The 26,170-nt window shown below is 55.3% G+C and carries 29 protein-coding genes and 1 other annotated feature; of the genes, 18 read left to right on the plus strand and 11 right to left on the minus strand.

Going from position 1 to position 26,170, the window contains the following annotated elements:
• Positions 1-3: 3 nt before the first annotated feature.
• The gene (chbG, locus tag ACMGG5_RS15450) at positions 4-753 is read left to right on the plus strand and encodes a chitin disaccharide deacetylase (RefSeq protein WP_420278131.1); all 750 of its coding nucleotides are present in this window, start codon (positions 4-6) and stop codon (positions 751-753) included.
• Positions 754-882: 129 nt separating this feature from the next.
• Here the strand turns inward: chbG and katE are convergent, their stop codons facing one another.
• Positions 883-3,132, minus strand: a complete 2,250-nt coding sequence (gene katE / locus ACMGG5_RS15455; RefSeq protein ID WP_090417308.1) for a catalase HPII — start codon at positions 3,130-3,132, stop codon at positions 883-885.
• 156 nt (positions 3,133-3,288) lie between these two features.
• Here katE and cedA point away from each other — a divergent pair, with 156 nt between their 5' ends.
• Positions 3,289-3,576 (plus strand): cell division activator CedA, encoded by a 288-nt coding sequence (gene cedA / locus ACMGG5_RS15460; RefSeq protein WP_370884122.1) that lies wholly within the window; start codon positions 3,289-3,291, stop codon positions 3,574-3,576.
• 48 nt (positions 3,577-3,624) lie between these two features.
• Here the strand turns inward: cedA and ACMGG5_RS15465 are convergent, their stop codons facing one another.
• The 3 genes from ACMGG5_RS15465 to hxpB form a co-directional block, all read right to left on the minus strand.
• Complete coding sequence (locus ACMGG5_RS15465; RefSeq protein WP_248164128.1) at positions 3,625-5,016, minus strand: L-cystine transporter; 1,392 nt, start codon at positions 5,014-5,016, stop codon at positions 3,625-3,627.
• 127 nt (positions 5,017-5,143) lie between these two features.
• A complete protein-coding gene (locus ACMGG5_RS15470) occupies positions 5,144-5,734 on the minus strand; it encodes a metal-dependent hydrolase (protein WP_014883483.1) in 591 nt (196 codons plus the stop codon).
• Positions 5,735-5,835: 101 nt separating this feature from the next.
• Positions 5,836-6,507 (minus strand): hexitol phosphatase HxpB, encoded by a 672-nt coding sequence (hxpB, locus tag ACMGG5_RS15475; RefSeq protein WP_032650939.1) that lies wholly within the window; start codon positions 6,505-6,507, stop codon positions 5,836-5,838.
• A gap of 148 nt (positions 6,508-6,655) precedes the next feature.
• Here hxpB and ACMGG5_RS15480 point away from each other — a divergent pair, with 148 nt between their 5' ends.
• Positions 6,656-7,192, plus strand: a complete 537-nt coding sequence (locus ACMGG5_RS15480) for a YniB family protein (protein WP_023311291.1) — start codon at positions 6,656-6,658, stop codon at positions 7,190-7,192.
• Between the two features lie 36 nt (positions 7,193-7,228).
• On the opposite strand, the gene ACMGG5_RS15485 is transcribed toward ACMGG5_RS15480, so the two are convergent.
• The 3 genes from ACMGG5_RS15485 to pfkB form a co-directional block, all read right to left on the minus strand.
• Positions 7,229-8,089 carry a fructosamine kinase family protein gene (locus tag ACMGG5_RS15485; protein WP_024909435.1) on the minus strand — a complete coding sequence of 287 codons (861 nt, stop codon included), beginning with the start codon at positions 8,087-8,089 and terminating at the stop codon, positions 7,229-7,231.
• 105 nt (positions 8,090-8,194) lie between these two features.
• Positions 8,195-8,485, minus strand: coding sequence for a type V toxin-antitoxin system endoribonuclease antitoxin GhoS (gene ghoS / locus ACMGG5_RS15490; protein WP_420278132.1), 291 nt, complete (start codon positions 8,483-8,485; stop codon positions 8,195-8,197).
• A gap of 105 nt (positions 8,486-8,590) precedes the next feature.
• The gene (pfkB, locus tag ACMGG5_RS15495) at positions 8,591-9,523 is read right to left on the minus strand and encodes a 6-phosphofructokinase II (protein ID WP_024909433.1); all 933 of its coding nucleotides are present in this window, start codon (positions 9,521-9,523) and stop codon (positions 8,591-8,593) included.
• Between the two features lie 295 nt (positions 9,524-9,818).
• On the opposite strand from pfkB, the gene ACMGG5_RS15500 reads away from it, so the two are divergent.
• Positions 9,819-10,577, plus strand: a complete 759-nt coding sequence (locus ACMGG5_RS15500) for a DUF481 domain-containing protein (RefSeq protein WP_024909432.1) — start codon at positions 9,819-9,821, stop codon at positions 10,575-10,577.
• Between the two features lie 80 nt (positions 10,578-10,657).
• Here ACMGG5_RS15500 and yniD read toward each other — a convergent pair whose 3' ends face one another.
• The gene (gene yniD / locus ACMGG5_RS15505) at positions 10,658-10,765 is read right to left on the minus strand and encodes a small membrane protein YniD (protein WP_008500658.1); all 108 of its coding nucleotides are present in this window, start codon (positions 10,763-10,765) and stop codon (positions 10,658-10,660) included.
• A gap of 98 nt (positions 10,766-10,863) precedes the next feature.
• Positions 10,864-11,136 (minus strand): stress response membrane protein YncL, encoded by a 273-nt coding sequence (gene yncL / locus ACMGG5_RS15510; protein ID WP_080350507.1) that lies wholly within the window; start codon positions 11,134-11,136, stop codon positions 10,864-10,866.
• 142 nt (positions 11,137-11,278) lie between these two features.
• On the opposite strand from yncL, the gene thrS reads away from it, so the two are divergent.
• The 14 genes from thrS (at position 11,279) to selO (ending at position 23,928) form a co-directional block, all read left to right on the plus strand.
• A complete protein-coding gene (thrS, locus tag ACMGG5_RS15515) occupies positions 11,279-13,207 on the plus strand; it encodes a threonine--tRNA ligase (protein ID WP_008500657.1) in 1,929 nt (642 codons plus the stop codon).
• A 3-nt stretch (positions 13,208-13,210) separates the two neighbouring features.
• Positions 13,211-13,753, plus strand: coding sequence for a translation initiation factor IF-3 (gene infC, locus ACMGG5_RS15520; protein ID WP_023616141.1), 543 nt, complete (start codon positions 13,211-13,213; stop codon positions 13,751-13,753).
• A 97-nt stretch (positions 13,754-13,850) separates the two neighbouring features.
• A complete protein-coding gene (rpmI, locus tag ACMGG5_RS15525; protein WP_003030583.1) occupies positions 13,851-14,048 on the plus strand; it encodes a 50S ribosomal protein L35 in 198 nt (65 codons plus the stop codon).
• A 50-nt stretch (positions 14,049-14,098) separates the two neighbouring features.
• Entirely contained in the window at positions 14,099-14,455 is a 357-nt protein-coding gene (gene rplT / locus ACMGG5_RS15530) for a 50S ribosomal protein L20 (RefSeq protein ID WP_000124850.1), read from the plus strand.
• Between the two features lie 117 nt (positions 14,456-14,572).
• Positions 14,573-14,697: a sequence feature (Phe leader region), on the plus strand.
• On the plus strand, positions 14,578-14,622 hold the full coding sequence (pheM, locus tag ACMGG5_RS15535) for a pheST operon leader peptide PheM (protein ID WP_001386830.1): 45 nt from the start codon (positions 14,578-14,580) through the stop codon (positions 14,620-14,622). Its footprint overlaps the feature before it by 45 nt.
• A 62-nt stretch (positions 14,698-14,759) precedes the next feature.
• Positions 14,760-15,743 carry a phenylalanine--tRNA ligase subunit alpha gene (pheS, locus tag ACMGG5_RS15540; protein ID WP_087450085.1) on the plus strand — a complete coding sequence of 328 codons (984 nt, stop codon included), beginning with the start codon at positions 14,760-14,762 and terminating at the stop codon, positions 15,741-15,743.
• A 15-nt stretch (positions 15,744-15,758) separates the two neighbouring features.
• Complete coding sequence (gene pheT, locus ACMGG5_RS15545) at positions 15,759-18,146, plus strand: phenylalanine--tRNA ligase subunit beta (protein WP_420278133.1); 2,388 nt, start codon at positions 15,759-15,761, stop codon at positions 18,144-18,146.
• Positions 18,147-18,150: 4 nt separating this feature from the next.
• The gene (gene ihfA, locus ACMGG5_RS15550; RefSeq protein ID WP_003857805.1) at positions 18,151-18,450 is read left to right on the plus strand and encodes an integration host factor subunit alpha; all 300 of its coding nucleotides are present in this window, start codon (positions 18,151-18,153) and stop codon (positions 18,448-18,450) included.
• 103 nt (positions 18,451-18,553) lie between these two features.
• Positions 18,554-19,534: a vitamin B12 ABC transporter permease BtuC gene (gene btuC / locus ACMGG5_RS15555; RefSeq protein WP_420278134.1), complete on the plus strand. Its 981-nt coding sequence runs from the start codon at positions 18,554-18,556 to the stop codon at positions 19,532-19,534.
• Between the two features lie 34 nt (positions 19,535-19,568).
• Positions 19,569-20,120, plus strand: coding sequence for a glutathione peroxidase (locus tag ACMGG5_RS15560; protein ID WP_420278135.1), 552 nt, complete (start codon positions 19,569-19,571; stop codon positions 20,118-20,120).
• A complete protein-coding gene (gene btuD / locus ACMGG5_RS15565; RefSeq protein ID WP_024909428.1) occupies positions 20,120-20,875 on the plus strand; it encodes a vitamin B12 ABC transporter ATP-binding protein BtuD in 756 nt (251 codons plus the stop codon). Before ACMGG5_RS15560 ends, btuD begins: the two co-directional genes overlap by 1 nt.
• A 74-nt stretch (positions 20,876-20,949) precedes the next feature.
• Complete coding sequence (locus ACMGG5_RS15570) at positions 20,950-21,414, plus strand: C40 family peptidase (RefSeq protein WP_023335377.1); 465 nt, start codon at positions 20,950-20,952, stop codon at positions 21,412-21,414.
• 293 nt (positions 21,415-21,707) lie between these two features.
• Complete coding sequence (locus tag ACMGG5_RS15575) at positions 21,708-22,424, plus strand: EAL domain-containing protein (protein ID WP_420278136.1); 717 nt, start codon at positions 21,708-21,710, stop codon at positions 22,422-22,424.
• A 61-nt stretch (positions 22,425-22,485) separates the two neighbouring features.
• Positions 22,486-23,928, plus strand: coding sequence for a protein adenylyltransferase SelO (gene selO / locus ACMGG5_RS15580; protein WP_420278137.1), 1,443 nt, complete (start codon positions 22,486-22,488; stop codon positions 23,926-23,928).
• 43 nt (positions 23,929-23,971) lie between these two features.
• Here the strand turns inward: selO and ACMGG5_RS15585 are convergent, their stop codons facing one another.
• Together ACMGG5_RS15585 and ACMGG5_RS15590 are read right to left on the minus strand one after the other, a co-directional pair.
• Entirely contained in the window at positions 23,972-24,742 is a 771-nt protein-coding gene (locus ACMGG5_RS15585) for a 3-hydroxybutyrate dehydrogenase (RefSeq protein WP_420278138.1), read from the minus strand.
• 10 nt (positions 24,743-24,752) lie between these two features.
• Positions 24,753-26,147 (minus strand): GntP family permease, encoded by a 1,395-nt coding sequence (locus ACMGG5_RS15590; RefSeq protein WP_420278139.1) that lies wholly within the window; start codon positions 26,145-26,147, stop codon positions 24,753-24,755.
• Positions 26,148-26,170 lie beyond the last annotated feature (23 nt).

Here is a 26,170-nt window from a genome sequence, read left to right on the forward strand (position 1 = left end):
ACAATGGAAAACCTGCTGATCGTTAATGCTGATGACTTTGGTCTCTCGAAAGGCCAGAACTACGGCATTATTGAAGCCTGTCGCCGGGGGATTGTGACCTCTACCACGGCACTGGTGAATGGTGAGGCGGTTGAACACGCGGCGCAGCTGAGACGCGAGGTGCCGGCGCTGGGCGTCGGCATGCATTTTGTGCTGACGCTCGGGATGCCGCTTTCGCCAATGCCGGGCCTGACGCGCGACGGCCAGCTTGGAAAGTGGATTTGGGAACTGGCGGAGCAGGATGCTCTGCCGCTCGAAGAGATTGCCCGCGAGCTGGACTGTCAGTTCAACCGCTTCGTTGATGTGTTTGGTCAGGCGCCGACGCATATCGACAGCCATCACCACGTGCATATGATCCCGGCGATTTTCCCGATTGTCGCCGGGTTTGCCCAGCGCAAAGGCGTGGCGATGCGCGTGGATAGGGAGGCGCGCGGCGTGCCCGACTGCGACGTGACAACCACTGAGGGGTTCAGCAGCGCATTTTACGGCGACGAGATCGACGAAGCGCTGTTCCTGAAGGTGCTGGACGATTCCGCCGCGCGGGGGGAAAAGTCGGTAGAAGTGATGGCGCATCCGGCTTTTGTCGATAACACCGTGCGGAAAAGCGCCTACTGCTGGCCGCGCCTGGCGGAGCTGGACGTGCTGACGTCGGCGTCGCTGAAGTATGCGATTGCCGAGCGCGGGTATCGGTTGGGGACGTTTGGGGATCTTTGAGAAATTCCCCCTCACCCTAACCCTCTCCCCAAAGGGGCGAGGGGACTGTGCGGTGCGGTCTGTAATGCCAGCACAGGTCTGCATTTCTCCCTCTCCCTTTCAGGGAGAGGGCCGGGGTGAGGGTATTTTTTACGCCGGGATCTGATCAATCTTGCTGCTGCGCGACCAGACGCGGTGTGCGGCGAGCAAATCAAACAGCTTCGTCATAAACGCATCGTCAACGTTATCTCCCTCGACAATCCCGTCCTCACCCTGATCGGCCACCTTCAGCTGCGCTTTGAACTGTCGCGCGTCGCCGGACAGCGCGATCGGTTTCAGGTGCTTATAGGCTTCCAGCAGATAATACACGGCGTCACCGTTGGTCAGCAGGCTGGCAATATCCCCGCAGGGCACGATCACCGCATCGACGGTCAGCGATGGCGCCCCGGCAAAGGTTGCGGCCACCGGCAGCACTGAGCCATCGTCAGCCGTCACTTCACCCATGCGGGAATAGAGCAGTTTGGCATGCACGCCCTGAGTCTTCAGCGCCTGCATAATCCCCAGCACGTCGCTGGCGCGGGTTTTGTCGTTCAGCAGGATGGCGACCACGCGGCCTTTAATCGAGCCGCCCGGCACGGCATACAGGCTCAACGACGGATCTTTCTTCACGCCGTTAACCTCTTTCGGCGGAGCAAGGTTGCGCTGCTCGTCGGTCAGTGTAATGCCCAGGTTATCCGCGACGCTCTGGGCAAGCTGAATATCAATATGCGCCAGCTGATCGACCACTCGCTCGCGAATGTAGGTGCGCACCACTTTACTCAGCTCAAAGCTGAAGCCGCCGATGATGTGCTGTTGCTCAATCGGCGTCTGGCTGTTCCAGAACAGGCGAGGGTGGGCGTAATACTCACCGAACGAGGGGCTACGCTCGCGAATTTTATTGCCATCGATACGCTCCTGATACGATTCGAATCCACCGCGTTTCGGTCCGGGAGGCGTTTCACGCGGCCAGTTATCGTTAATGGAGTTCGGCTCATAGTTCGCCGGGTTGGTATCAATATCCTGACGGTGCATCCCGTCGCGCTGGAAATTGTGATACGGGCAGGTTGGGCGGTTAATCGGAATTTCGTGGAAGTTCGGCCCGCCGAGTCGGCTGATCTGCGTATCGGTATAGGAGAACAGACGTCCCTGAAGGAGCGGATCGTTGGTGAAGTCCAGCCCCGGCACGATATGCCCCGGGTGGAACGCGGCCTGCTCGTTTTCGGCAAAGAAGTTATCCGGGTTACGGTTAAGCACCATTTTACCCACCAGCTGCACCGGCACCAGCTCTTCCGGGATCAGCTTCGTCGGGTCCAGAAGGTCGAAATCGAACTTAAATTCGTCCTCTTCCGGTATGAGTTGCAGGCCCAGTTCGTATTCCGGGAAGTCGCCCGCTTCAATGGATTCCCACAGCTCGCGGCGATGGAAGTCCGGATCGCGTCCCGTCAGCTTTTGCGCCTCGTCCCATACCAGCGAGGCTTTACCCGCGACAGGCTTCCAGTGGAAGCGGACAAACGTGGCCTTACCCTCGGCGTTGATCAGACGGAAGGTGTGGATGCCAAACCCCTCCATGGTGCGATAGCTGCGCGGAATGCCGCGGTCTGACATCGCCCACATCACGTTGTGTAAGGTTTCAGGCTGCAGGGAGACATAGTCCCAGAAGGTGTCGTGCGCACTTTGTCCCTGCGGTATGGCCCAGTGGGGCTCCGGTTTTACCGCATGGACAAAGTCAGGAAATTTATGCGCGTCCTGAATGAAAAACACCGGGGTGTTGTTGCCCACCAGATCGAAAATACCCTCTTCGGTATAAAACTTGGTGGCAAAGCCGCGGATATCCCGGACGGTATCTGCCGACCCCGCGCCGCCCTGCACGGTGGAGAAACGCACAAACACCGGGGTAATTTTATCCGGGTCGGAGAGGAAATCCGCTTTGGTGATCGCTTTCAGGCTCTTGTAGGGCTGAAAGTAGCCGTGCGCAGCGGAACCGCGCGCGTGGACGATGCGTTCTGGTATCCGCTCGTGGTCAAAATGGGTGATTTTTTCCCGCAGGATAAAGTCTTCCAGCAGGGTTGGGCCGCGCACGCCTGCGCGAAGGGAGTTCTGATCGTCAGCAATACGCACGCCCTGATTGGTGGTGAGCGCAAAACCCTCGCCGCCTTTACGGTGTGGCTCAAGAGATTTCAGCTTCTCGTTTCCCGTGTCCGGCGATTTCATGCTTCCCGGTGCGGTAGGCTGTTCGCCCGGTGCTGAGGGGCCAGGGGAGGGGCGGTGAGAGCCGTCTGCAGGGGCGAGAGAGTCCATACCCGGTTGAGATTCTTCAGTGCCATGAATCGGTGATTGATGTGTTTTATCTTTGTTCGACATTGCACGCTTCTCCTTTATCCATTGCTAAAAACCCTATTAAGGATAGAACAATGTCGCGACATGGTTCGCGAACTAAGAGTTTTCACATGCCGTGATTAGCGAAAGGAGCCATCTCACCCACTCGGAGCGCGACGGAAGGCAGCAGGATCGGCTATCATAGAATTTTCCTGCTTCAAGAATTTTGCTTTAGTGAATCCGTCGCTTATGAAACCTCTTCGTCAACAAAACCGCCAGGTTATTAGCTATGTGCCCCGCGTTGAGCCCGCGCCGCCTGACCATGCCCTGAAAGTGGAGGGCTTTCGTGATGTCTGGCTGCTGCGGGGGAAATACGTGGCCTTTGTGCTGATCGGCGAACATTTCCGTCGCTCCCCCACGTTTACGGTGCCGGAGTCCGCACAGCGGTGGGCGATGCAGATCCGCCAGGATGAAGAGGTTGAAGAATAACAGCCATAAAAAAACCGCCTGATGGCGGTTTTTTTATTTCTACCGTGATTAACGGTGCGCCAGCTCGGCGTCGTCTTCACTTTCCAGAATCGCTTTGTCGGTCTGCTTCAGCCACTGGCTGGTCAGCGTACCGGCGGTCATGGAGCCGCTCACGTTCAGCGCGGTACGACCCATGTCGATCAGCGGCTCAACGGAGATCAGCAGGGCGACCAGCGTTACGGGCAGACCCAGCGCAGGCAGCACAATCAGCGCGGCGAAGGTTGCGCCACCGCCAACACCCGCAACGCCTGCGGAGCTCACGGTAACAATCCCGACCAGCGTGGCGATCCATACCGGATCCAGCGGGTTGATACCCACCGTCGGCGCGACCATCACGGCCAGCATCGCCGGGTACAGACCCGCACAGCCGTTCTGACCAATGGTGGCACCAAAGGAGGCAGAGAAGCTGGCGATGGATTCAGGCACGCCAAGACGACGGGTTTGCGCTTCAACGTTCAGCGGAATAGACGCGGCGCTGGAACGGCTGGTGAAGGCAAAGGTCAGTACCGGCCAGACTTTACGGAAGTATTTCAGCGGGCTGACGCCGTTCACGCCCAGCAGGATGCCGTGCACCACGAACATAATGCCCAGGCCCAGATAAGAGGCGACAACGAAGCTGCCCAGCTTAATGATGTCCTGCAGGTTAGAGCCGGCAACCACTTTGGTCATCAGCGCCAGCACACCGTAAGGGGTGAGCTGCATAACCAGACGAACCAGCTTCATCACCCAGCTTTGCAGGGTGTCAATCGCGATCAGCACACGTTCGCCTTTTGGCGCGTCGTCTTTCAGCAGCTTCAGCGCCGCGACGCCCAGGAACGCGGCGAAAATAACCACGCTGATGATCGAGGTTGGGCTCGCACCGGTCAGGTCAGCAAACGGGTTCTTCGGAATGAAGGAGAGCACCATCTGCGGCACGGTCAGGTCAGCCACTTTACCCACATAGTTGGTCTGAATCGCGGTAAGACGTGCTGTTTCAGCGGTACCCTGAACCAGACCTTCTGCGGTCAGGCCAAACAGGTTGGTGACCAGCACACCCACCAGCGCGGCAATCAGCGTGGTGAACAGCAGCGTACCAATGGTCAGGAAACTGATTTTTCCTAGCTGAGTGGCGTTATGCAGGCGGGCCACGGCGCTCAGAATAGAGGCGAACACCAGCGGCATAACGATCATCTGCAGCAGTTGGACATAGCCGTTACCGACAATATTGAACCACTGAATGGAATCTTTCAGAACTGGATTATCGGAGCCATAAATTGCCTGTAATGCCAGACCAAATACGACACCCATGGCCAGACCAACCAGCACCTTTTTCGCCAGGCTCCACTGTTTGTGGCGCGCCTGCGCGAGAAGCAATAGCAATATAACGAACACAACGACGTTCGCGATGAGTGGAAAATTCATCCCCGTTCTCCTGATTTATTATTGGGTCGGTTTTTACCGATCCTGTTGGCGGAAGGTTAGCAGAAGTGTGATGTAGCGCTTATATCCAAATGGAATGGGTTATGACAAATGGGATAATTTTGTCGGTTTACTGTTCAATCTGGTGATGAATAAAGCGATTAAACTGAAATTGCAGCGAATTAATCATCTGGGATGACCAGCGAACTGCACTGTTTTCGGGCAAGGTTTGCGGCATCCAGACGGCGTAAGCAAACAGCGCCATGCACAATACCCGCTCAAGCTGGTTACCTTTCTGCGGTGCGAGGATGGGAAAACGGAAACGCCAGCGGCAGGGCCATAGCAGCGGCACGCCCGCAGGCGTCAGCATATCGGCCAGAATATGGCTTAAATAGCCCAGCACCATCCCCTGGATGGCATCGGCGGGGACTATCCAGCTTTCAGGCACTTTTAAATAGAACAGCGTCAGCAGGCCAAACACGGCCAGCAGGCTGTGCGTAAACCCCCGATGGCCGAACGCGCGGGCGATGGGTTTCGACACCCATTTCAGACGCTGTCCGAGGAAGGATTTAGGGTGGTCGATGTCGGGCAGCAGACAGGTCAATACGGCGGAAGGGACAATATGCCACCAGTCCCCCTGTGCCAGCACGGGGGTAAGTTCAGCGTTTTTGGCAAATACTGCGCACGCAATAGAAAAAAGCAGGTGGCCTTCCGCCGTCATGATAAAACCCACGAAACTGTCAATTCATACAGTATAGGGTTTTTATACAGTAGGCGGAAGAGGTGACGGTGTAACTGTTTGTCACAAACCGAAGTAGGGCGTTAACCGCCCTGCAGGTGGCGCGCCGTCAGTTCTGCCAGTGAATGTAGCTTCACGTCGGCAAGCGCAAACCGGGGATCGTGGCGGCCTTCTTCCGCAGGCACCACAATGGAGCGCATCCGCGCGGCTTTAGAGGCCACCATGCCGTTAACGGAATCTTCCAGCGCAACGCAGCTGAGGGGATCCAGGCCGAGCTTAGCGGCACAGTCCAGATAGACCTGCGGGTGCGGCTTGCTGTAAGGCAATTTCTCAGCGGACGCCAGCGCGTCAAAACTGTCGCGCAGTTCAAACATCGTGAGCACTTTTTCCAGCATATGCAGCGGTGAAGCGGAAGCCAGGCCAACCTTCAGCCCCTGGGCTTTACACAGCGCGACAGCCTCACGTACGCCGGGCAGCAGCGGCCGGCTCTCTTCCACCAGAGAAATGGCGCGGCTGATAATGCGTGCGGTCACCTCATTGCGATCGGGACCCACCCACGGCTGTTGGGCAAACCACAGGTCAACCACCATATCGATGCGCAGGCCCAGCGTATCGGGTAGTTCATTACGGCGGCTGATATCGACGCCCAGACTGGCCATCACATCCAGTTCGGCGCGATCCCACAGCGGTTCGGAATCGATCAGTAATCCATCCATGTCAAAAATTGCGGCAAGAATTTGGCGCGGTGTCGACATCACAACGTCTCCTTATCCAGGGTGTTCGACAGACGATACGTGCTAAGCACAATCTGCAATTTAGCATATTGCTTTTAAAGAGCGGGCGAAATTGATGGCCAGCAGGTAGACTTAGGCACAAATAACGCGTCTTTATGAAGAGGAACTGATGACGTATCAACAAGCTGGACGCATTGCGGTCTTAAAACGTATTGCTGGCTGGGTGATTTTTATTCCTGCCGTCATTTCTACGCTGATTTCTGTACTCAAATTTATGTACGATCACAGCGAAAAACAGCCGGGTATCAATGCGGTAATGCTTGATTTCGCTCATGTCATGATTGAGATGATGCGTTTTAATACGCCATTTTTGAATGTCTTCTGGTTTAACTCACCCACCCCGGATTTTCATCAACAGCTGAATATCGGCTTCTGGGTGATATACGCCCTGATCTTTGTTGCGCTGGCACTGCAGGCCTCTGGCGCGAGAATGAGCCGCCAGACGCGCTTTTTACGCGAAGGCGTTGAGGATCAGTTGATTCTGGAGCAGGCCAAAGGCCCGGAAGGCATGAGTCGGGAGCAGATCGAATCCCGTATTGTTGTGCCGCGTCACACCATTTTCCTGCAAATTTTCCCGCTCTATATCCTTCCCGTAATCATCATTGTGGCGGGATACTTCTTCTTCTCACTGCTCGGTTTTCTGTAAGCGATAAGGGTGGCGGCAAGGCCACCCGTTCGCGTCTCAGGCGGCAAGCATGCGCTCAAGCGCCCGCTGGGCGTTAACCAGGTGTTCTCCGCCAAAAAGAATGGCGCGGTTCATCAGCGTATAAAGCTGATACACCGGCTGGCGGTCGAGGAAGCCGGGCGGCAGGGGAGAAACAGACTGGTATCCGTCGTATATTTGCGGCGGCTGCTCCGGATGAAGCGGCAGCATGGCAAGATCGCACTCTCTGTCACCCCAGTAGCAGGCCGGGTCGAAGATGTAGGGGCCGTTGGGACCCAGCGCGCAGTTATCGGACCACAAATCGCCGTGAAGCAGAGACGCCTGGGGTTGGTGGGAGGCCAGACGCTGTTGAACGTGCTCGACGATGGCATCAATATTGCCAAATTCCAGCCCTTTCTCGGCGGCCAGCTCAAGCTGCCAGCCAATGCGCTGCTCGGCAAAAAATGTCGACCAGCGACGCTGCCAGGCGTTGGGCTGTGGCGTGGTAGAGAGATCGTTGTCAAAATCGAGACCAAACTGCGGCTGGTCGCTCCATTGATGCAGGCGCGCTAGCTGTTGGCCGAGGATAAACGCATTATGGGCATCCAGCGGTCGGGCGGGGAGATATTCCATGACCAGAAAACTGTAATCGCGGTCGCTACCGACGGCCAGCACCTGCGGGACCGTCACCGTTTTACTGCGCGACAGCAACTCCAGCTGGTCGGCTTCGGCGGTAAAGATCGGAAGCAGTTCTCGCTCATCGCACTTAACGAAAAGATCGCGTCCTGCGTAGCGTAAATGCCACGCGGCGTGGATCTCACCGCCTGGCAGTTCGTTACGCAGTTCAATTTCACCTTCACCCAGCTGCTCACGTAAAAGATGACTGATAGCCTGCCACATGTTGTCTCTCCCATGTTGTCTGCCAGATCATAAAGTTAGCGCATAATTGCGGTAAAAAAATACGAACTAACGCACACCTGAGCGGTTTAAATTCATGCAGCGCACTTATTGTTCTTTTTTTCGCCAGCTTTCCCAGGTATCCACGTTAATTTCGGCAGGCTTGTCGGTCACGCTCTCTACCAGACTGGCGGCCAGCGCATGAACCTCTTCCTGGCTCAGGGCGCCGATGAGACCAAATGCCAGGGTGCCTAAATCATGAATATTGCCCTCGTCATCCGTGAGCGTGAGGAGAAAATTAGCCCGGGTGAAAGCATTGTTGAGCTCATTCAGCTCGGTCAGCGATGCTTCATGAAGGCTGATGGTCACGACGTAACGTGTGATATCACCACTGCTCATAATTCACCTCATTGTTATCATGGAAGATTTCTTAGCATAGTCGATAGTTTGCGTTTGGCGACTCAGCGCGGACATTCCCCTCCGTAAAGACGAAGGGGAAAGGCGTTAATTTCGGGACAGGTAATCGACGATTTTTTGCGTATCGGCAAGTGAGCAGAGACGCGTGCCCTGGTTGATAGTTGCGGCGCTACCCGCCGCCACGCCGTAGCGTGTCATCTCAAGCAGTGATGCACCTTGCGCCAGTTTAAGCGTCATCGCGCCCACCATGCTATCGCCCGCGCCAACCGTGCTCTGGCTCTTCATCGGCGGTGGGACAACCTGAACGGACGACGTTTCATCGACGGCCAGCGCCCCCTGAGGACCAAGGGAAACGACTACGCGTCGCGCTTTGCCGCTGCGTACCAGCTCCTGCGCGGCGGTGCGAACATCATCAGGCTGCGTCAGTTCGCGGTTGACCAGCGCGCTTAACTCTTTCTGGTTGGGTTTGACCAGCTCAAGATTGCCCGGCACCAGGGCCGCCTGCAGGGCCTCGCCGCTGCTGTCGACAATGCAGCGGATGCCGCGTTTCTGTACCGCCTGAATCAGCGCCGTTAATTTTTCCGTGCTGACGCCGGGCGGCAGGCTGCCGCTTACCACCAGCAGCGCGCCGCTCTCTATCGTCAGCACTTTCTCTTCAAGCTGACGAAACTCGTCATCGCTAAGTTTCGCACCCGGCATGACAAAACGGTACTGCTCGCCGCTGGACTCCACGTGGACATGCAGGTTTTGCCGCGTCCAGTCTTTGGCCTCGACGGTCTCTACGGCCACCTGTTCATCTGCCAGCAGAGAGACCAGATGTTCACCGGTGGCACCGCCTGCGGGGAAAATTGCCGTAGCTTTGCCGCCGAGGTGGGTAATAGCGCGCGCCACGTTGATCCCGCCGCCGCCGGGCTCAAAGACCGGGGCGCTACAGCGCAATTTACCTTCCGGGTAAATCTGCGGCGTCAGGGTGGCGGAATCCAGGGAAGGGGAGAGCGTCAGGGTATAGATAGAAACCATCATTACCTCCTTTTAGTATGGGTTCTTATTAGCCTGGCACCATTTGACAGGAAGGCAATGTAAATAACAGTATGATTTTAAATATGAATACTGACAAAAAGTGAGGCGGGGGATATATAAAATAAAACGCTTTTTGAGATCGTTCTTATTCAAAAAATGAAATAAGAAAACATTGCTATGTTATTTGCGGCTTTTTATAATTTGTTACCTTTCTCTGGACGCCTTGTCATTGATCCTCAAGAAAGATTCCGGGACCGTGTGGTCTCTTTTTTTGTTGTACGGACTCCTTAATAAAATGAAGCTTTTAAAGACAGTGCCCGCTGCACTGATGCTGGCGGGTGGCGTGTTTGCGGCTATGAACGCGACCGCTGATGATACCGTTTTTACTGTCATGGACGATCCTTCCACCGCGAAAAAACCGTTTGAAGGTAACCTCAACGCCGGGTACCTGGCACAATCCGGTAACACGAAAAGCTCTTCTCTGACGGCGGACAGTACGCTCACCTGGTACGGCAACACCACCGCCTGGTCTCTGTGGGGTAATGCCAGCAACACTTCCGCTAATGACGAACGTTCTTCCGAGAAATATGCGGTAGGCGGACGTAGCCGTTACAACATGACCGACTATGACTACCTGTTTGGACAGGCAAGCTGGTTAACCGACCGTTACAACGGTTATCGCCAGCGTGATGTGTTCACCGCCGGTTATGGTCGCCAGTTCCTGAACGGTCCGGTACACAGCCTCCGTTTTGAATTCGGTCCGGGTGTGCGTTATGACGAGTACACCAATGGCGATACCAAAACCCAACCGCTCGGTTACGCTTCCGGTACCTATGCCTGGCAGATGACTGACAACACCAAATTTACCCAGGGTGTTTCCGTATTTGGTGCCGACGATACGACGCTGAACTCTGAGACGGCGCTGAACGTGGCTATCAACGAACACTTTGGTCTGAAAGTGGCCTACAACGTGACCTGGAACTCTTCACCACCAGAAACTGCGCCGGATCATACCGACCGCAGAACCACGGTTTCACTGGGTTACAGAATGTAATAAAAGCGGGCCGATGTTGCTGTCGGCCCGTTTATTGTCAGTGGCTATTTGACGTCCCTTCTGATGACCTGTCTTCGCACCTAGCCCCAAATCATTGCCGCCCAACGGAGTAGCAGCATTGCGCCGCAGATGGCAATCAGCACCAGCACCATTTTCCAGTGTTTTACGGCAAATCGTTTTGTTGGCATAACCTAATCCTTGTTCGTTGATACCCACAGTCTACCAAACAGGGCCGAAATATGCCCCTTCTCGGGATCGATTGGGTTATGCCAGCATAGGGTTCGGCTCAGAACCAGTGGAATCGTTCGGCGAGAATCAACAATAAACCTGTGGCGGAAAGGACATTCAATATCACAACCGTTCTGCTGGATACGTTCATGGTATGCACCTTTGGGTTTAAGGACCTGTTCAAGAGTAGCTCAGCATCTTCGAAATGCGAGCGCAGGGGAGAAGCAACCCGCAAATTCGTACGAAAGTGCCAGCCCATCAATCTGGCCGCAGAGGGTGCAATCTCCTTTGCGTTAGTGTTAACATTACGTCGCTTGCCGTAAATCCACATTAATCTGAATTCGGCAGGTGAATGATGACGAACCAATTTGACGATTGTTGGTCAGATGGTGTCGTAATCTATTGTCAAATCACGATTATTTTCTTTGTATATGCTCTTATGTGTGGGGCATCACTGCAAATAAGGATATAAAATGCCTGTAATTACTCTTCCTGATGGCAGTCAACGCCATTTCGACCGTGCTGTTAGCCCAATGGATGTTGCCCTGGACATTGGTCCTGGTCTCGCGAAAGCGACTATCGCTGGCCGTGTGAACGGTGAGCTGGTGGATGCCTCCGACCTGATCGAAAACGATGCGACGCTTGCCATCATCACCGCGAAAGACGAAGAAGGTCTGGAGATCATTCGTCACTCCTGCGCGCACCTGTTAGGCCATGCCATCAAACAGCTGTGGCCAAACACCAAAATGGCGATCGGTCCGGTTATCGACAACGGTTTCTACTACGACGTTGACCTCGACCACACCCTGACTCAGGAAGATATCGACGCGCTCGAAAAACGCATGCACGAGCTCGCCGAAACCAACTATGACGTCATCAAGAAGAAAGTCAGCTGGCACGAAGCGCGTGAAACCTTCGTGAAGCGCGGCGAGAGCTACAAGGTCTCTATTCTTGACGAAAACATTTCGCATGATGACAAGCCTGGCTTGTACCATCACGAAGAATACGTCGACATGTGCCGTGGACCGCACGTGCCGAACATGCGCTTCTGTCATCACTTTAAGCTGATGAAGATCGCAGGCGCCTACTGGCGTGGCGACAGCAACAACAAGATGTTGCAGCGTATTTATGGTACCGCGTGGGCCGATAAAAAAGCCCTGAACGCTTACCTGCTTCGTCTGGAAGAGGCGGCGAAGCGTGACCACCGTAAAATCGGCAAGCAGCTTGACCTGTACCACATGCAGGAAGAAGCGCCGGGTATGGTGTTCTGGCATAACGACGGGTGGACTATCTTCCGTGAACTGGAAACTTTTGTACGCTCCAAGCTGAAAGAGTACCAGTATCAGGAAGTGAAAGGCCCGTTCATGATGGACCGTGTGCTGTGGGAAAAAACCGGCCACTGGGACAACTACAAAGATGCAATGTTCACCACCTCGTCTGAGAACCGTGAATACTGCATCAAGCCAATGAACTGCCCGGGCCACGTTCAGATCTTCAACCAGGGTCTGAAATCCTACCGCGACCTGCCGCTGCGTATGGCGGAGTTCGGTAGCTGTCACCGTAACGAGCCATCAGGTGCGCTGCACGGTCTGATGCGTGTTCGTGGCTTTACGCAGGATGATGCGCATATCTTCTGTACTGAAGATCAGGTCCGTGACGAAGTTAACGCCTGTATTCGTATGGTCTACGATATGTACAGCACCTTTGGCTTCGAGAAGATCGTGGTCAAACTCTCAACGCGTCCGGAAAAACGTATCGGTAGCGATGAGACCTGGGATCGCGCAGAAGCGGATCTCGCCGTGGCGCTGGAAGAGAACGGCATTCCGTTCGAATACCAGCTGGGCGAGGGCGCATTCTACGGCCCGAAAATTGAATTTACCCTGTATGACTGCCTCGATCGCGCATGGCAGTGCGGTACTGTACAGCTGGACTTCTCCCTGCCGCAGCGTTTAAGCGCCTCTTATGTTGGCGAAGACAACGAGCGTCAGGTGCCGGTAATGATTCACCGCGCAATTCTCGGTTCTCTGGAGCGCTTCATCGGCATCCTGACCGAAGAGTTCGCTGGCTTCTTCCCAACCTGGCTTGCGCCAGTGCAGGTCGTGGTGATGAACATTACCGATTCTCAGGCGGATTACGTTAAAGAATTGACGCAGAAACTACAAAATGCGGGCATTCGCGTAAAAGCAGACTTGAGAAATGAGAAGATTGGCTTTAAAATCCGCGAGCACACTTTACGTCGTGTCCCGTATATGTTGGTCTGTGGTGATAAAGAGGTGGAAGCAGGCAAAGTTGCCGTTCGCACCCGCCGTGGTAAAGACCTGGGCAGCCTGGACGTAAGTGAAGTGATTGAGAAGCTGCAACAAGAGATTCGCAGCCGCAGTCTTCAACAACTGGAGGAATAAGGTATTAAAGGCGGAAAACGAGTTCAAACGGCACGTCCGAATCGTATCAATGGCGAGATTCGCGCCCAGGAAGTTCGCTTAACAGGTCTGGAAGGCGAGCAGCTGGGGATTGTGAGTCTGAGAGAAGCAATCGAAAAGGCTGAAGAAGCTGGAGTAGATTTAGTTGAAATCAGCCCTAACGCCGAACCGCCAGTTTGTCGTATCATGGACTACGGCAAGTTCCTTTATGAAAAGAGTAAGTCTTCTAAGGAACAGAAGAAGAAGCAAAAAGTTATCCAGGTTAAGGAAATCAAATTCCGTCCTGGTACCGACGATGGCGATTATCAGGTAAAACTCCGCAGCCTGATTCGCTTTCTGGAAGATGGCGATAAGGCCAAGATCACACTGCGTTTCCGCGGTCGTGAGATGGCCCACCAACAGATTGGTATGGAAGTGCTTAACCGCGTCCGTGACGATCTGAGTGAACTGGCAGTAGTCGAATCCTTCCCTACGAAGATCGAAGGCCGCCAGATGATCATGGTGCTCGCTCCTAAGAAGAAACAGTAAGGCCTTCAAGCAGCAAAATCTGTGGAGCCTTCGGGTTTCATAGGTTTTGTTCGCCTATGTTTCGTTTATTTAACAATGCGAAGTGGAAGTTATTAAGATGCCAAAAATTAAGACCGTACGCGGTGCTGCTAAGCGCTTCAAAAAAACCGGTGGTGGTGGATTTAAGCGTAAGCACGCAAACCTGCGTCATATTCTGACCAAAAAATCTACTAAGCGTAAACGTCACCTGCGTCCAAAAGGCCTCGTTTCTAAAGGCGATCTGGGTCTGGTTATCGCGTGCCTGCCGTACGCATAAGCCGTTAACGTTTAATTTTTTACTAAGAATATAGATACAGGAGAGCACATATGGCTCGCGTAAAACGTGGTGTAATTGCACGTGCACGTCACAAGAAAATTTTGAAACAAGCTAAAGGCTACTACGGTGCGCGTTCACGCGTATACCGCGTTGCCTTCCAGGCTGTTATCAAAGCAGGTCAGTACGCTTACCGTGACCGTCGTCAGCGTAAGCGTCAGTTCCGTCAACTGTGGATTGCGCGTATCAACGCAGCAGCACGTCAGAACGGTATTTCTTACAGCAAATTCATCAACGGCCTGAAAAAAGCCTCTGTTGAAATCGACCGTAAGATCCTGGCTGACATCGCAGTATTCGACAAAGTAGCGTTCACCGCTCTGGTCGAAAAAGCGAAAGCAGCACTGGCATAAGCCAGTTGAAAGAGGGGGCTTTGCTCCCTCTTTTCATTTAACACCATCAGAAGATTGACATTTATCCGTCCAGGCTTTTCAATAAGGTCTTAACGGTTTTTACCCAACAAGGTAACGCAAGCATGAATGCTGCTATTTTCCGCTTCTTCTTTTACTTTAGCACCTGATTTCAGGAGGCTAGCGCGTGAAAGATGAAACGAAAAACAGCGCCAGATAAGCCTCCCGATGGAGGCTTTTTTTGTGCCTGAATTTGAGAGAATAACTCCACCAAATCGGTGTCTGCACCGACATAATGAGGAAAATCATGTCACATCTCGCAGAGCTGGTTGCCAGTGCAACAGCCGCCATTAATCAGGCCTCAGATGTTGCCGCGTTAGACAATGTCCGCGTCGAATATCTTGGGAAGAAAGGGCACCTGACCCTTCAAATGACAACCCTGCGTGAGCTGCCGCCAGAAGAACGCCCGGCAGCGGGTGCGGTGATTAACGAAGCCAAAGAGCAGGTACAGCAGGCGCTGAACGCGCGCAAAGCCGAGCTGGAAAGCGCGGTGCTGAATGCGCGTCTGGCCGCGGAGACGATCGACATTTCTCTGCCGGGTCGCCGCATCGAAAACGGCGGACTGCACCCGGTTACCCGCACCATCGATCGCATTGAAAGTTTCTTCGGTGAGCTCGGCTTTACCGTGGCGACTGGCCCGGAAATCGAAGATGATTACCATAACTTCGACGCCCTGAACATTCCTGGCCATCATCCGGCACGCGCTGACCACGACACTTTCTGGTTCGACGCTACGCGTCTGCTGCGTACCCAGACCTCCGGCGTTCAGATCCGTACCATGAAGGATCAGGAGCCGCCAATTCGCATTATCGCGCCGGGCCGCGTCTATCGTAACGACTACGATCAGACCCACACCCCAATGTTCCACCAGATGGAAGGTCTGATCGTTGATAAAAACATCAGCTTTACCAACCTGAAGGGCACGCTGCACGATTTCCTGAACAACTTCTTTGAGGAAGATCTGCAGGTTCGTTTCCGTCCTTCCTACTTCCCGTTCACCGAACCGTCTGCAGAAGTTGACGTGATGGGTAAAAACGGCAAATGGCTGGAAGTGCTGGGCTGCGGCATGGTGCATCCAAACGTGCTGCGCAACGTGGGTATCGATCCGGAAGTTTACTCCGGCTTTGCCTTCGGCATGGGCATGGAGCGTCTGACTATGCTGCGTTACGGCGTGACCGACTTACGTGCATTCTTCGAAAACGATCTGCGTTTCCTCAAACAGTTTAAATAAGGGCAGGACAGAACAATGAAATTCAGTGAACTGTGGTTACGCGAGTGGGTGAACACCACGCTGGACAGCGACGCGCTTTCTAACCAGATCACCATGGCGGGTCTGGAAGTGGACGGCGTTGAGCCGGTTTCCGGTGCCTTCAACGGCGTGGTCGTCGGCGAAGTGGTAGAGTGCGGTCAGCACCCTAACGCTGACAAACTGCGCGTAACAAAAGTGAACGTGGGCGGTGACCGTCTGCTGGATATCGTCTGCGGTGCGCCAAACTGCCGTCAGGGCCTGAAGGTGGCCGTGGCGACCGTCGGTGCGGTACTGCCGGGCGATTTCAAAATTAAAGCGGCTAAGCTGCGCGGCGAGCCGTCTGAAGGCATGCTGTGTTCCTTCTCCGAGCTGGGTATTTCCGACGACCACAACGGCATCATTGAACTGCCGCTGGATGCGCCAATTGGCACCGATATCCGTGAGTACCTGAAGCTTGATGACAACACCATCGAAATCAGCGTCACGCCAAACCGTGCCGACTGCTTAGGGATCATCGGCGTGGCGCGCGATGTTGCCGTGCTGAACCAGACCGAACTGAATGCGCCGGACGTTGCGCCGGTTGAAGCGACCATCAGTGACGTGCTGCCTATTCAGGTTGACGCTGCGGATGCCTGCCCGCGCTACCTCGGTCGCGTGGTGAAAGGCATTAACGTAAAAGCGCCAACCCCGCTGTGGATGAAAGAGAAGCTGCGCCGCTGCGGTATCCGCTCTATCGACGCTGTGGTTGACGTGACTAACTACGTTCTGCTGGAGCTGGGCCAGCCAATGCACGCGTTCGATAAAGATCGTATCGACGGCGGCATCGTTGTGCGCATGGCGAAAGAGGGTGAAACCCTGGTTCTGCTGGACGGCAGCGAAGCGAAACTGAACGCCGACACCCTGGTGATTGCTGACCACAGCAAAGCGCTGGCAATGGGCGGTATCTTCGGGGGCGAGCATTCAGGCGTGAACGACGAGACGCAAAACGTCCTGCTGGAGTGCGCGTTCTTCAGCCCGCTCTCTATCACCGGTCGCGCACGCCGTCACGGCCTGCATACCGATGCCTCTCACCGCTACGAGCGTGGCGTTGACCCGGCGCTGCAGTATAAAGCGATGGAACGTGCGACTCGCCTGCTGATCGATATCTGCGGCGGTGAAGCGGGCCCGGTTATCGACGTCACCCACGAAGCGACCCTGCCGAAGCGTGCCACCATTACCCTGCGCCGCAGTAAGCTGGATCGCCTGATTGGTCACCACGTTGCCGATGCGCAGGTGACCGATATCCTGACGCGTCTGGGTTGCGAAGTGACCGAAGGCCAGGACGAGTGGAAAGCCGTTGCGCCATCATGGCGTTTCGACATGGAAATTGAAGAAGATCTGGTGGAAGAAGTGGCCCGCGTTTACGGCTATAACAACATCCCTGATGAGCCTGTCCAGGCAGGTCTGGTGATGGGCACCCACCGTGAAGTCGACCTGTCCCTGAAGCGTGTGAAAACCATGCTGAATGACAAAGGCTACCAGGAAGTGATCACCTACAGCTTTGTGGATCCAAAGCTGCAGCAGCTGATCCACCCGGGCCAGGAGGCGCTGATCCTGCCAAGCCCAATCTCCAGCGAAATGTCCGCGATGCGTCTGTCTCTGTGGACGGGCCTGCTGGGCACTGTCGTTTATAACCAGAATCGTCAGCAAAACCGCGTGCGAATTTTCGAAAGCGGTTTGCGCTTTGTACCGGATAATCAGGCAAATTTAGGCATCCGTCAGGATCTCATGCTGGCTGGCGCCATCAGCGGCAACCGCTATGAAGAGCACTGGGACCTGGCAAAAGGCACGGTTGATTTCTACGATATGAAGGGCGATCTGGAAGCAATTCTGGATCTGACCGGTAAATTATCTGAAATTGAATTCCGCGCAGAAGCCATCCCGGCACTGCATCCGGGCCAGAGCGCAGCTATCTATTTAGACGGCAAACGCGTTGGTTTTATTGGGGTTGTTCACCCTGAGCTGGAGCGCAAGCTGGACCTGAACGGCCGTACCATCGTGTTTGAGCTGGAATGGAACCCGGTGGCTGACCGCGTTATTCCTCAGGCTCAGGACGTCTCCCGCTTCCCGGCAAACCGCCGTGATATCGCGGTTGTGGTCGCGGAAAATGTGCCCGCAGCAGATATTTTGGCCGAATGTAAGAAAGTTGGCGTAAATCAGGTAGTTGGCGTAAACTTATTTGACGTGTACCGCGGCAAGGGCGTAGCAGAAGGTTTCAAGAGCCTCGCTATTAGCCTTATCCTTCAGGATACCAGCCGTACACTCGAAGAAGAGGAGATTGCCGCTACCGTCGCCAAATGTGTAGAGGCATTAAAAGAGCGATTCCAGGCATCATTGAGGGATTGAACCTATGGCGCTTACAAAAGCTGAAATGTCAGAATATCTGTTTGATAAGCTTGGGCTTAGCAAACGGGATGCCAAAGAGCTGGTAGAGCTGTTTTTCGAAGAGATCCGTCGTGCTCTGGAAAATGGTGAGCAGGTAAAACTCTCCGGTTTTGGCAATTTTGATTTGCGAGACAAAAACCAACGTCCGGGCCGCAACCCGAAGACGGGGGAAGATATTCCCATTACAGCCCGCCGCGTGGTGACCTTCAGACCCGGCCAGAAGTTAAAAAGCCGTGTCGAAAACGCAACGCCCAAAGCAGAGTAATATGAACTAACTAAAAAGGCCGCCCACGCGGCCTTTTTTCTTTGCGCTCTCCGGCAAACCCGCCGTAAAATCAATTACATCTCACGCTACTAAAACCGTACACATGCTTGATTATGCCCATCGCCAGCACCGTTCCGATAAGCGTCGCCTGCTTTTGCTGGTGCTATTGCTCATTGTCGCCGCGGCCGTGAGCCTCTGCGCCGGAGACCGATGGATAGGGCCTGAAAGCTGGTGGGGGCCGGACGGGCAGCTCTTCGTCTGGCAAATTCGCCTGCCGCGCACCGTCGCGGTGGTTCTGGTGGGTGCCGCGCTGGCGCTGTGCGGCACCATTATGCAGGCGCTTTTTGATAATCCGCTGGCGGAGCCCGGGCTGCTTGGCGTGTCGAACGGGGCAGGCGTGGGGCTGATTGCAGCGGTGATGCTGGGCGGGGGAGAACTCTCCGGATGGAGTATTAGCCTGAGCGCTATTCTCGGCGCATTGCTGATCACAGCGATCCTCCTTCGCTTCGCCAGACGGCACTTATCGACCAGCCGTCTGCTGCTTGCCGGCGTGGCGCTGGGGATCATCTGTAGCGCGTTGATGACCTGGGCGGTCTACTTCTCAACTTCCTTTGACCTGCGTCAGCTGATGTACTGGATGATGGGCGGCTTTGGGGGCGTTGACTGGCACCAGGGCTGGCTGATGGCGCTGCTGGTACCGGCCATCGTGTGGGCTGCCCTGCAGGCGCAGCCGCTGAATATGCTCGCGCTGGGTGAAACCTCTGCCCGACAGCTCGGCATGCCGATTGGGTTCTGGCGTAATGTGCTGGTGATCGTCATTGGCTGGCTGGTTGGCGTCAGCGTGGCTCTGGCGGGCGCGATCGGTTTTATCGGGCTGGTTATTCCGCACATGCTGCGTCTGTGTGGCCTCACGGACCATAGGACTCTGCTTCCGGCCTCGGCGGTCGCCGGGGCCGTCACGCTGCTGGTGGCCGATATCATCGCCCGGCTAGCCCTGACGGCCGCAGAGCTGCCGATTGGCGTGGTGACCGCCACGTTGGGCGCGCCGGTCTTTATCTGGCTACTATTAAAAGCTGGACGTTAAATCAACTAGCCGTAAGACAACCTGAGGGAATGCTATGCAGTCAACTATCCTGAATACTGAAGTGACCACCATTGACGGCGAGAAAACCACGCTGGAAGGCTACAAAGGCAACGTGTTGCTTGTCGTCAACGTGGCATCCAAATGTGGCCTGACGCCGCAGTACGAGCAGCTGGAAAACATTCAGAAGGCCTGGGAGAAAGACGGTTTCACCGTGCTGGGCTTCCCGTGCAACCAGTTCCTCGGCCAGGAGCCGGGCAGCGAAGAGGAGATCAAAACCTTCTGCAGCACCACCTATGGCGTGACGTTCCCGATGTTCAGCAAAATCGATGTCAACGGTGAAGACCGCCATCCGCTGTATGCGAAGCTTATTGCTGCCGCGCCGAAGGCCGTTGCGCCGGAAGGAAGCGGTTTTTATGAACGCATGGCCAGCAAAGGCCGCGCGCCGCTTTACCCGGACGATATCCTGTGGAATTTTGAAAAATTCCTGATTGGTCGCGACGGACAGGTGGTTCAGCGCTTTTCGCCGGATACGACCCCTGAGGATCCGATCCTCATGGAATCGATCAAGCTGGCGCTGGCGAAATAATGTCATTGCTGATGCAGCTCACGGACGTTGCCGAGAAGGGGCGTCTGGAGGCGATATCCGGTGCCGTCAATGCGGGAGAAATTCTGCATCTCGTCGGGCCAAACGGTGCAGGGAAGAGTACGCTGCTGGCACGGATGGCAGGCATGACCGACGGAGAAGGGCAGATAACGCTGCTGGAGCATACGCTCGCCGACTGGTCGCCGGTCTCGCTGGCACATCGGCGCAGTTACCTCGTGCAGCAGCAGATGCCGCCCTTTGCGATGCCGGTCTGGCACTATCTGATGCTGCATTTGCACGACAAACAACAAACGTCACTGCTGACGGACGTGGCCGCGGCTCTGGGGCTGGAAGATAAACTGTCCCGGCACGCCAGCCAGCTTTCCGGCGGAGAGTGGCAGCGGGTGCGCCTGGCGGCTGTCATCCTTCAGATCCACCCGGCCGGCAATCCTCACGGGCGGATGCTGCTTCTCGATGAGCCCATGAGCGGTCTGGACGTGGCGCAGCAGGCGGCACTGGATACGCTGTTAAGCACCCTGAGCCGAAAAGGCATTGCCGTGGTGATGAGCAGCCATGACCTCAACCACACCCTGCGTCATGCCCACCGGGTATGGCTGCTCTCGAAGGGAAAGATGATCGCCAGCGGTGCGCGGGATCAGGTTCTTACGCCACCCCATCTTGCCCGCGCATACAACATGTCGTTCCGCAGGCTGGATATAGAAGGACATAAGATGCTGATTTCTACCGGGCAGGCGTAACCGTTTCTTGCCTGTGAGCACAATTGCACGCTAAATTACGAAAAGAACAATAAAAGCAGAGGATTCGTCTGAAAATGCGATTCTGGTTTCTCCTGATGGCCACACTCTTTCTTGCGGGATGCAGTAGCCATCGTGCGCCGCCGCCTAACCCACGGCTTTCAGATTCGATCACCGTTATTGCCAGCCTTAACGATCAGCTGAGCAACTGGCGCGGCACGCCTTATCGTTACGGCGGCATGAGCCGCGGCGGTGTGGATTGCTCCGGCTTCGTTCTGATGACGTTTCGCGATAAGTTTGATTTACAGCTTCCGCGAGAAACGCGCAAGCAGGCAGAAATCGGCACTGAAATTGATAAAGACGATCTTCTCCCCGGAGACCTGGTTTTCTTCAAAACTGGTTCGGGTGAAAGCGGTCTTCACGTGGGCATATATGATACAGACAATCAGTTCATTCACGCCTCGACCAGTCGCGGGGTGATGCGCTCCTCTCTTGATAATGTTTACTGGCGTAAAAATTTCTGGCAGGCACGACGTATATAGTCTTTGTCGGATACTTCTCTTATGACGGCATGATAAGAATAAATCATGCCGTTTTTTCTCAAATAAGATGCTTAAAGTTAAATTTACCTAAAATTAGCGAATCCTGCATGTGTCTGTTTTATCTAAAACTGGCTATTATTCTGCAACCAGGATAAAATTATTTTAGATTCAGGGATAAATCTGAAAATTAATACGGAACTAATGAAATTAATCTTATTAAAATCAAGACAGTGGAATTGTGTCGGCAATTGCTCCAGGATGTCCTCTCTCATCTTTAATGCGGGGCGAGTGCAATGATTATTACGCTAGATAATGCTTACCAGTCTGAACTGCTGCTTCTGCCTGCCCGTAATAGCGCAGGTGAGCTGAAAGGTTTAGAAATTCTGGTTAACTTTACTGGCGTCGGCAGCAATGTGCGGATCCCCACTGAGCTTGTTATCCCTCGGCTTTCAGCGGCTGAAGAGTTAGCGCTGTTTGACGAAAAACTGCAATTGCTTGATACCTGTAAACTGTTTTTTATTCAGCATCAGTTAATTGCATGGATCAATATTACACCTGCAATAGTTGAATTTTTATTAAGTAATGGAAACGCTGTTTCAATCCTTGAGCGTTATCCGTTTCTTGAGTTTACTGCTAATGAGAATTATCCAGGTTTAAATAACGGAAAGGACGACCTGCAGCTGGCGAGAATGGCAATCCATTTCCCGTTGGTCCTGGCAAACTTTGGTGCAGGCGCCGCCTCGCTCAAAGCGGTCTATGATGGATTATTTAAACGGGTCATCCTTGATAAAGGATTCATTCAGCAGCGTGCCCCGGAGCTCTCTTTTGAGCCTTTTATGCGCGCAATCCTCTGGCAAATCACGCCGCACTGCCAGTCAGTGATTGTCTCGGGCATTGACGACCACGGCCTGTTGCAGCGCGTTTTGTCCTTCAATTTTGGTGCAATGCAGGGGGCTCTCTGGCCAGCCGTCTCAGCAGAACACGTCACTACGCTGGTTCAGCAGCGATAACCCTTGCTTTCGCCCGTGTTTAAGTCCGGGTAAACCCTCTACACTAAAAGCAGGAGGACTTATGACCCTGTCTTTTACTGCTCACTGGCATGACGAGTTGCCTGGCTTTTACACCGCACTCAAACCTACACCGTTACACAATTCACGTCTTATCTGGCATAACGATTTGCTGGCTGAAGAACTGGCGATTCCGCCTGAGCTGTTTCAGCGTTCAGAGGGCGCTGGCGTCTGGGGCGGTGAAACGCTTCTTGCCGGTATGCAGCCTCTGGCTCAGGTCTATAGCGGACATCAGTTTGGCGTCTGGGCGGGACAACTGGGCGACGGCAGGGGGATCCTGCTCGGCGAACAACAGCTTCCCAACGGGGAGACGGTTGACTGGCACCTGAAAGGTGCCGGCCTGACTCCCTATTCGCGGATGGGCGACGGGCGCGCGGTACTGCGTTCAACGATTCGCGAGTGCCTGGGCTCCGAGGCGATGCATGCCCTGGGTATCCCCACCACCCGCGCGCTGTCGATCGTGACCAGCGATACCCCGGTTGTGCGTGAAACCGTGGAAAAGGGTGCAATGCTAATGCGTATCGCGCAAAGCCATTTGCGCTTCGGTCATTTTGAGCATTTTTACTATCGTCGCGAGCCGGAAAAGGTGCGCCAGCTGGCTGACTTTGCCATTCGTCACCACTGGGCACATTTGCAGGACGAGGCGGATAAATACGTTCTCTGGTTCAGGGACGTGGTGGCTCGTACCGCAACCCTGATTGCCCGCTGGCAAACGGTAGGCTTTGCCCATGGCGTGATGAATACGGACAACATGTCGCTTCTCGGGTTGACCTTTGACTACGGTCCTTTTGGCTTCCTGGATGATTATCAGCCTGGGTACATCTGCAACCACTCCGACTATCAGGGGCGCTACAGTTTTGACAATCAGCCCGCGGTGGGCCTGTGGAACCTGCAGCGGCTTGCACAAACCCTGTCGCCGTTTATCGAAGTTGAAGCCCTGAATGATGCCCTCGACAGCTATCAGGAGATCTTACTGCGGGAATATGGCACGCTGATGCGCAACAAGCTGGGGCTGGTGACGCAGGAGAAGGGCGATAACGACATCCTCAATGGCCTGTTTGCCCTGATGGCGCGCGAGGGCAGCGATTACACGCGCACCTTCCGGATGCTGGGGCAGACGGAGCAGTACAGCGCCGCCTCGCCGCTGCGCGATGAGTTTATTGACAGACAGGCGTTTGACGACTGGTTTGCATCCTACCGCACGCGGCTGCAGCAGGAGCAGGTGGATGACGCCGCCCGCCAGACGCAGATGAACGCGACGAACCCCGCGATGGTGTTGCGCAACTGGCTGGCGCAGCGGGCGATTGAGCAGGCAGAGCAGGGCGAGTACGACGAGTTACACCGTCTGCACGTGGCGTTGCGCACGCCGTTTGCCGATCGGGACGACGACTACATCAGCCGCCCGCCTGACTGGGGCAAGCGGCTGGAGGTCAGCTGCTCAAGCTAGCGATTTTTGCCGGGCGGCGGCGACGCCTAACCCGGCCTGAGCATCACTGCGCGACCCAGCCGCCATCCATATTCCACGCGGCGCCGCGAACGTTCACTGCGATGTCGCTACACAAAAACAGCGCCAGTTCGCCCAGCTGCTCCGGGGTGACAAACTCGCCCGAAGGCTGTTTTTCTGCAAGGAGCAGATCGCGAGCCTGCTCCGGCGGTACGCCCTCAGCGATACGTTTGTCGATCTGCTGCTGCACCAGAGGCGTCAGCACCCAGCCGGGACAGATCGTATTGGCGGTAATGCCGGTGCGCGCGGTTTCCAGCGCAAGCGATTTCGTAAAGCCCACTACGCCATGCTTGGCGGCCACGTAGGCCGACTTCTCTTTTGACGCGACCAGCCCGTGAACGGAGGCGATATTAATGATGCGCCCCCAGTTTTTCTCGCGCATGGCGGGCAGCGCCAGCCGGCTGGTATGAAACACCGAGGAGAGATTAATGGCGATAATGTCGTTCCATTTCTCCACCGGAAACGCGTCAACCGGGGCGACATGCTGTATCCCGGCATTGTTGACAAGAATGTCCACGCCGCCAAACTGCGATTCGGCGTAGCGCATCATGGCTTCAATTTGCAGCACGTCACGCAGGTCCGCATCGTGATAGCCCGGCTTTTTGCCCAGTTGCGCAATCTCTTCTCGCGCTGATTCGCTGTCGCCGAAACCGTTGAGGATCAGCTGCGCCCCGGCCTTCGCCAGCACGCGGGCGATCCCCAGACCAATGCCGCTGGTCGAGCCTGTCACCAGTGCGGTCTTACCGTTCAGATTCATCTTTCTCTCCTTACACAATGCCGGTCAGATAGAACACGGCAATGACAAAAAGCACTGCCAGACTTTTAATGATGGTGATAGCGAAAATGCCGCCGTAGGCCTGGCGATGGCTGAGGCCGGTAATCGCCAGCAGGGTAATCACCGCGCCGTTATGGGGCAGCGTATCCATACCGCCGCTCGCCATTGAGGCCACGCGGTGCAGCACCTCAAGCGGGATATTGGCGGCGTGGGCGGCGGCGACAAACGAGTCGGCCATGGCGGCGAGGGCAATACTCATCCCGCCGGACGCCGAGCCGGTGATCCCCGCAAGCACCGTCACGCTGATGGCTTCATTCAGCAGCGGATTCGGAATGGACGCCAGCGCGTGGGATAACACCAGAAAACCGGGCAGGGCGGCGATAACCGCGCCGAAACCGTATTCCGAGGCGGTATTCATCGCCGCCAGAATGGCACCGCTCACCGCGGTCCGGCTGCCTTCAGCCAGACGCCCCCGGATATTGCGAAAGCCAAAAATCAGCACCAGCACGATACCTGAGATCAGTGCCGCTTCCACGGCCCAGATGGCGGTGATCTTGCCCACCTCGGTCACAATCGGTTTCGCCAGACCCGGAAGCGTAAGCTCGTGGGTCGTGCCGTACCAGCCGGGGATCCAGCGGGTAAACAGCAGGTTCAGTATGCCCACTACCAGCAGCGGGGAGATAGCAATCAGCGGGTGAGGGAGGTTAATGTTGTCCGGCGTTTCCGGTTCATTTTTCAGTTCCGTGCCGTAACCCTCGTTGTTGCTGAGCGCCTTACGACGCTGGCGCTCCAGCCAGAGCAGGCCAAAAAAGATAATAAACAGCGAGCCAATCAGCCCCAGCCACGGCGCGGCCCAGGCGTTGGTACCAAAGAAGCTGGTGGGGATAATGTTCTGGATCTGCGGCGTGCCGGGCAGGGCATCCATGGTAAATGAGAATGCCCCCAGCGCCACGGTGGCCGGTATCAGCCGTTTAGGGATGCCGCTCTGGCGGAACAGTTCCGCGGCGAACGGATAAACCGCAAACGCCACCACGAACAGCGACACCCCGCCGTAGGTTAACAGCGCGCACACGAGAACAATTACCGGGATCGCGTGGCGCCGGCCGAGGATCTGAATCGCCGCAGCGACGATGGACCGTGAGAAACCGGAAAGCTCAATCAGTTTGCCAAACACCGCTCCCAGCAGGAACACCGGGAAGTAGAGCTTGACGAAGCCGACCATTTTTTCCATAAACAGGCCGGTAAACGTCGGGCCGACGGCGCCCGGGTCGGTCAGCAGCACGGCGCCGAGCGCCGCAATCGGCGCAAACAAAATCACGCTGTATCCGCGATAGGCCGCCAGCATCAGCAGCGCCAGCGCCGCCAGGGCAATTAATACACTCATCACGACTCCTCACTGTCATTATTATT

This window comes from Enterobacter sp. BNK-34 (assembly GCF_048684445.1).
Classification (GTDB): Bacteria; Pseudomonadota; Gammaproteobacteria; order Enterobacterales; family Enterobacteriaceae; genus Enterobacter; species Enterobacter pseudoroggenkampii.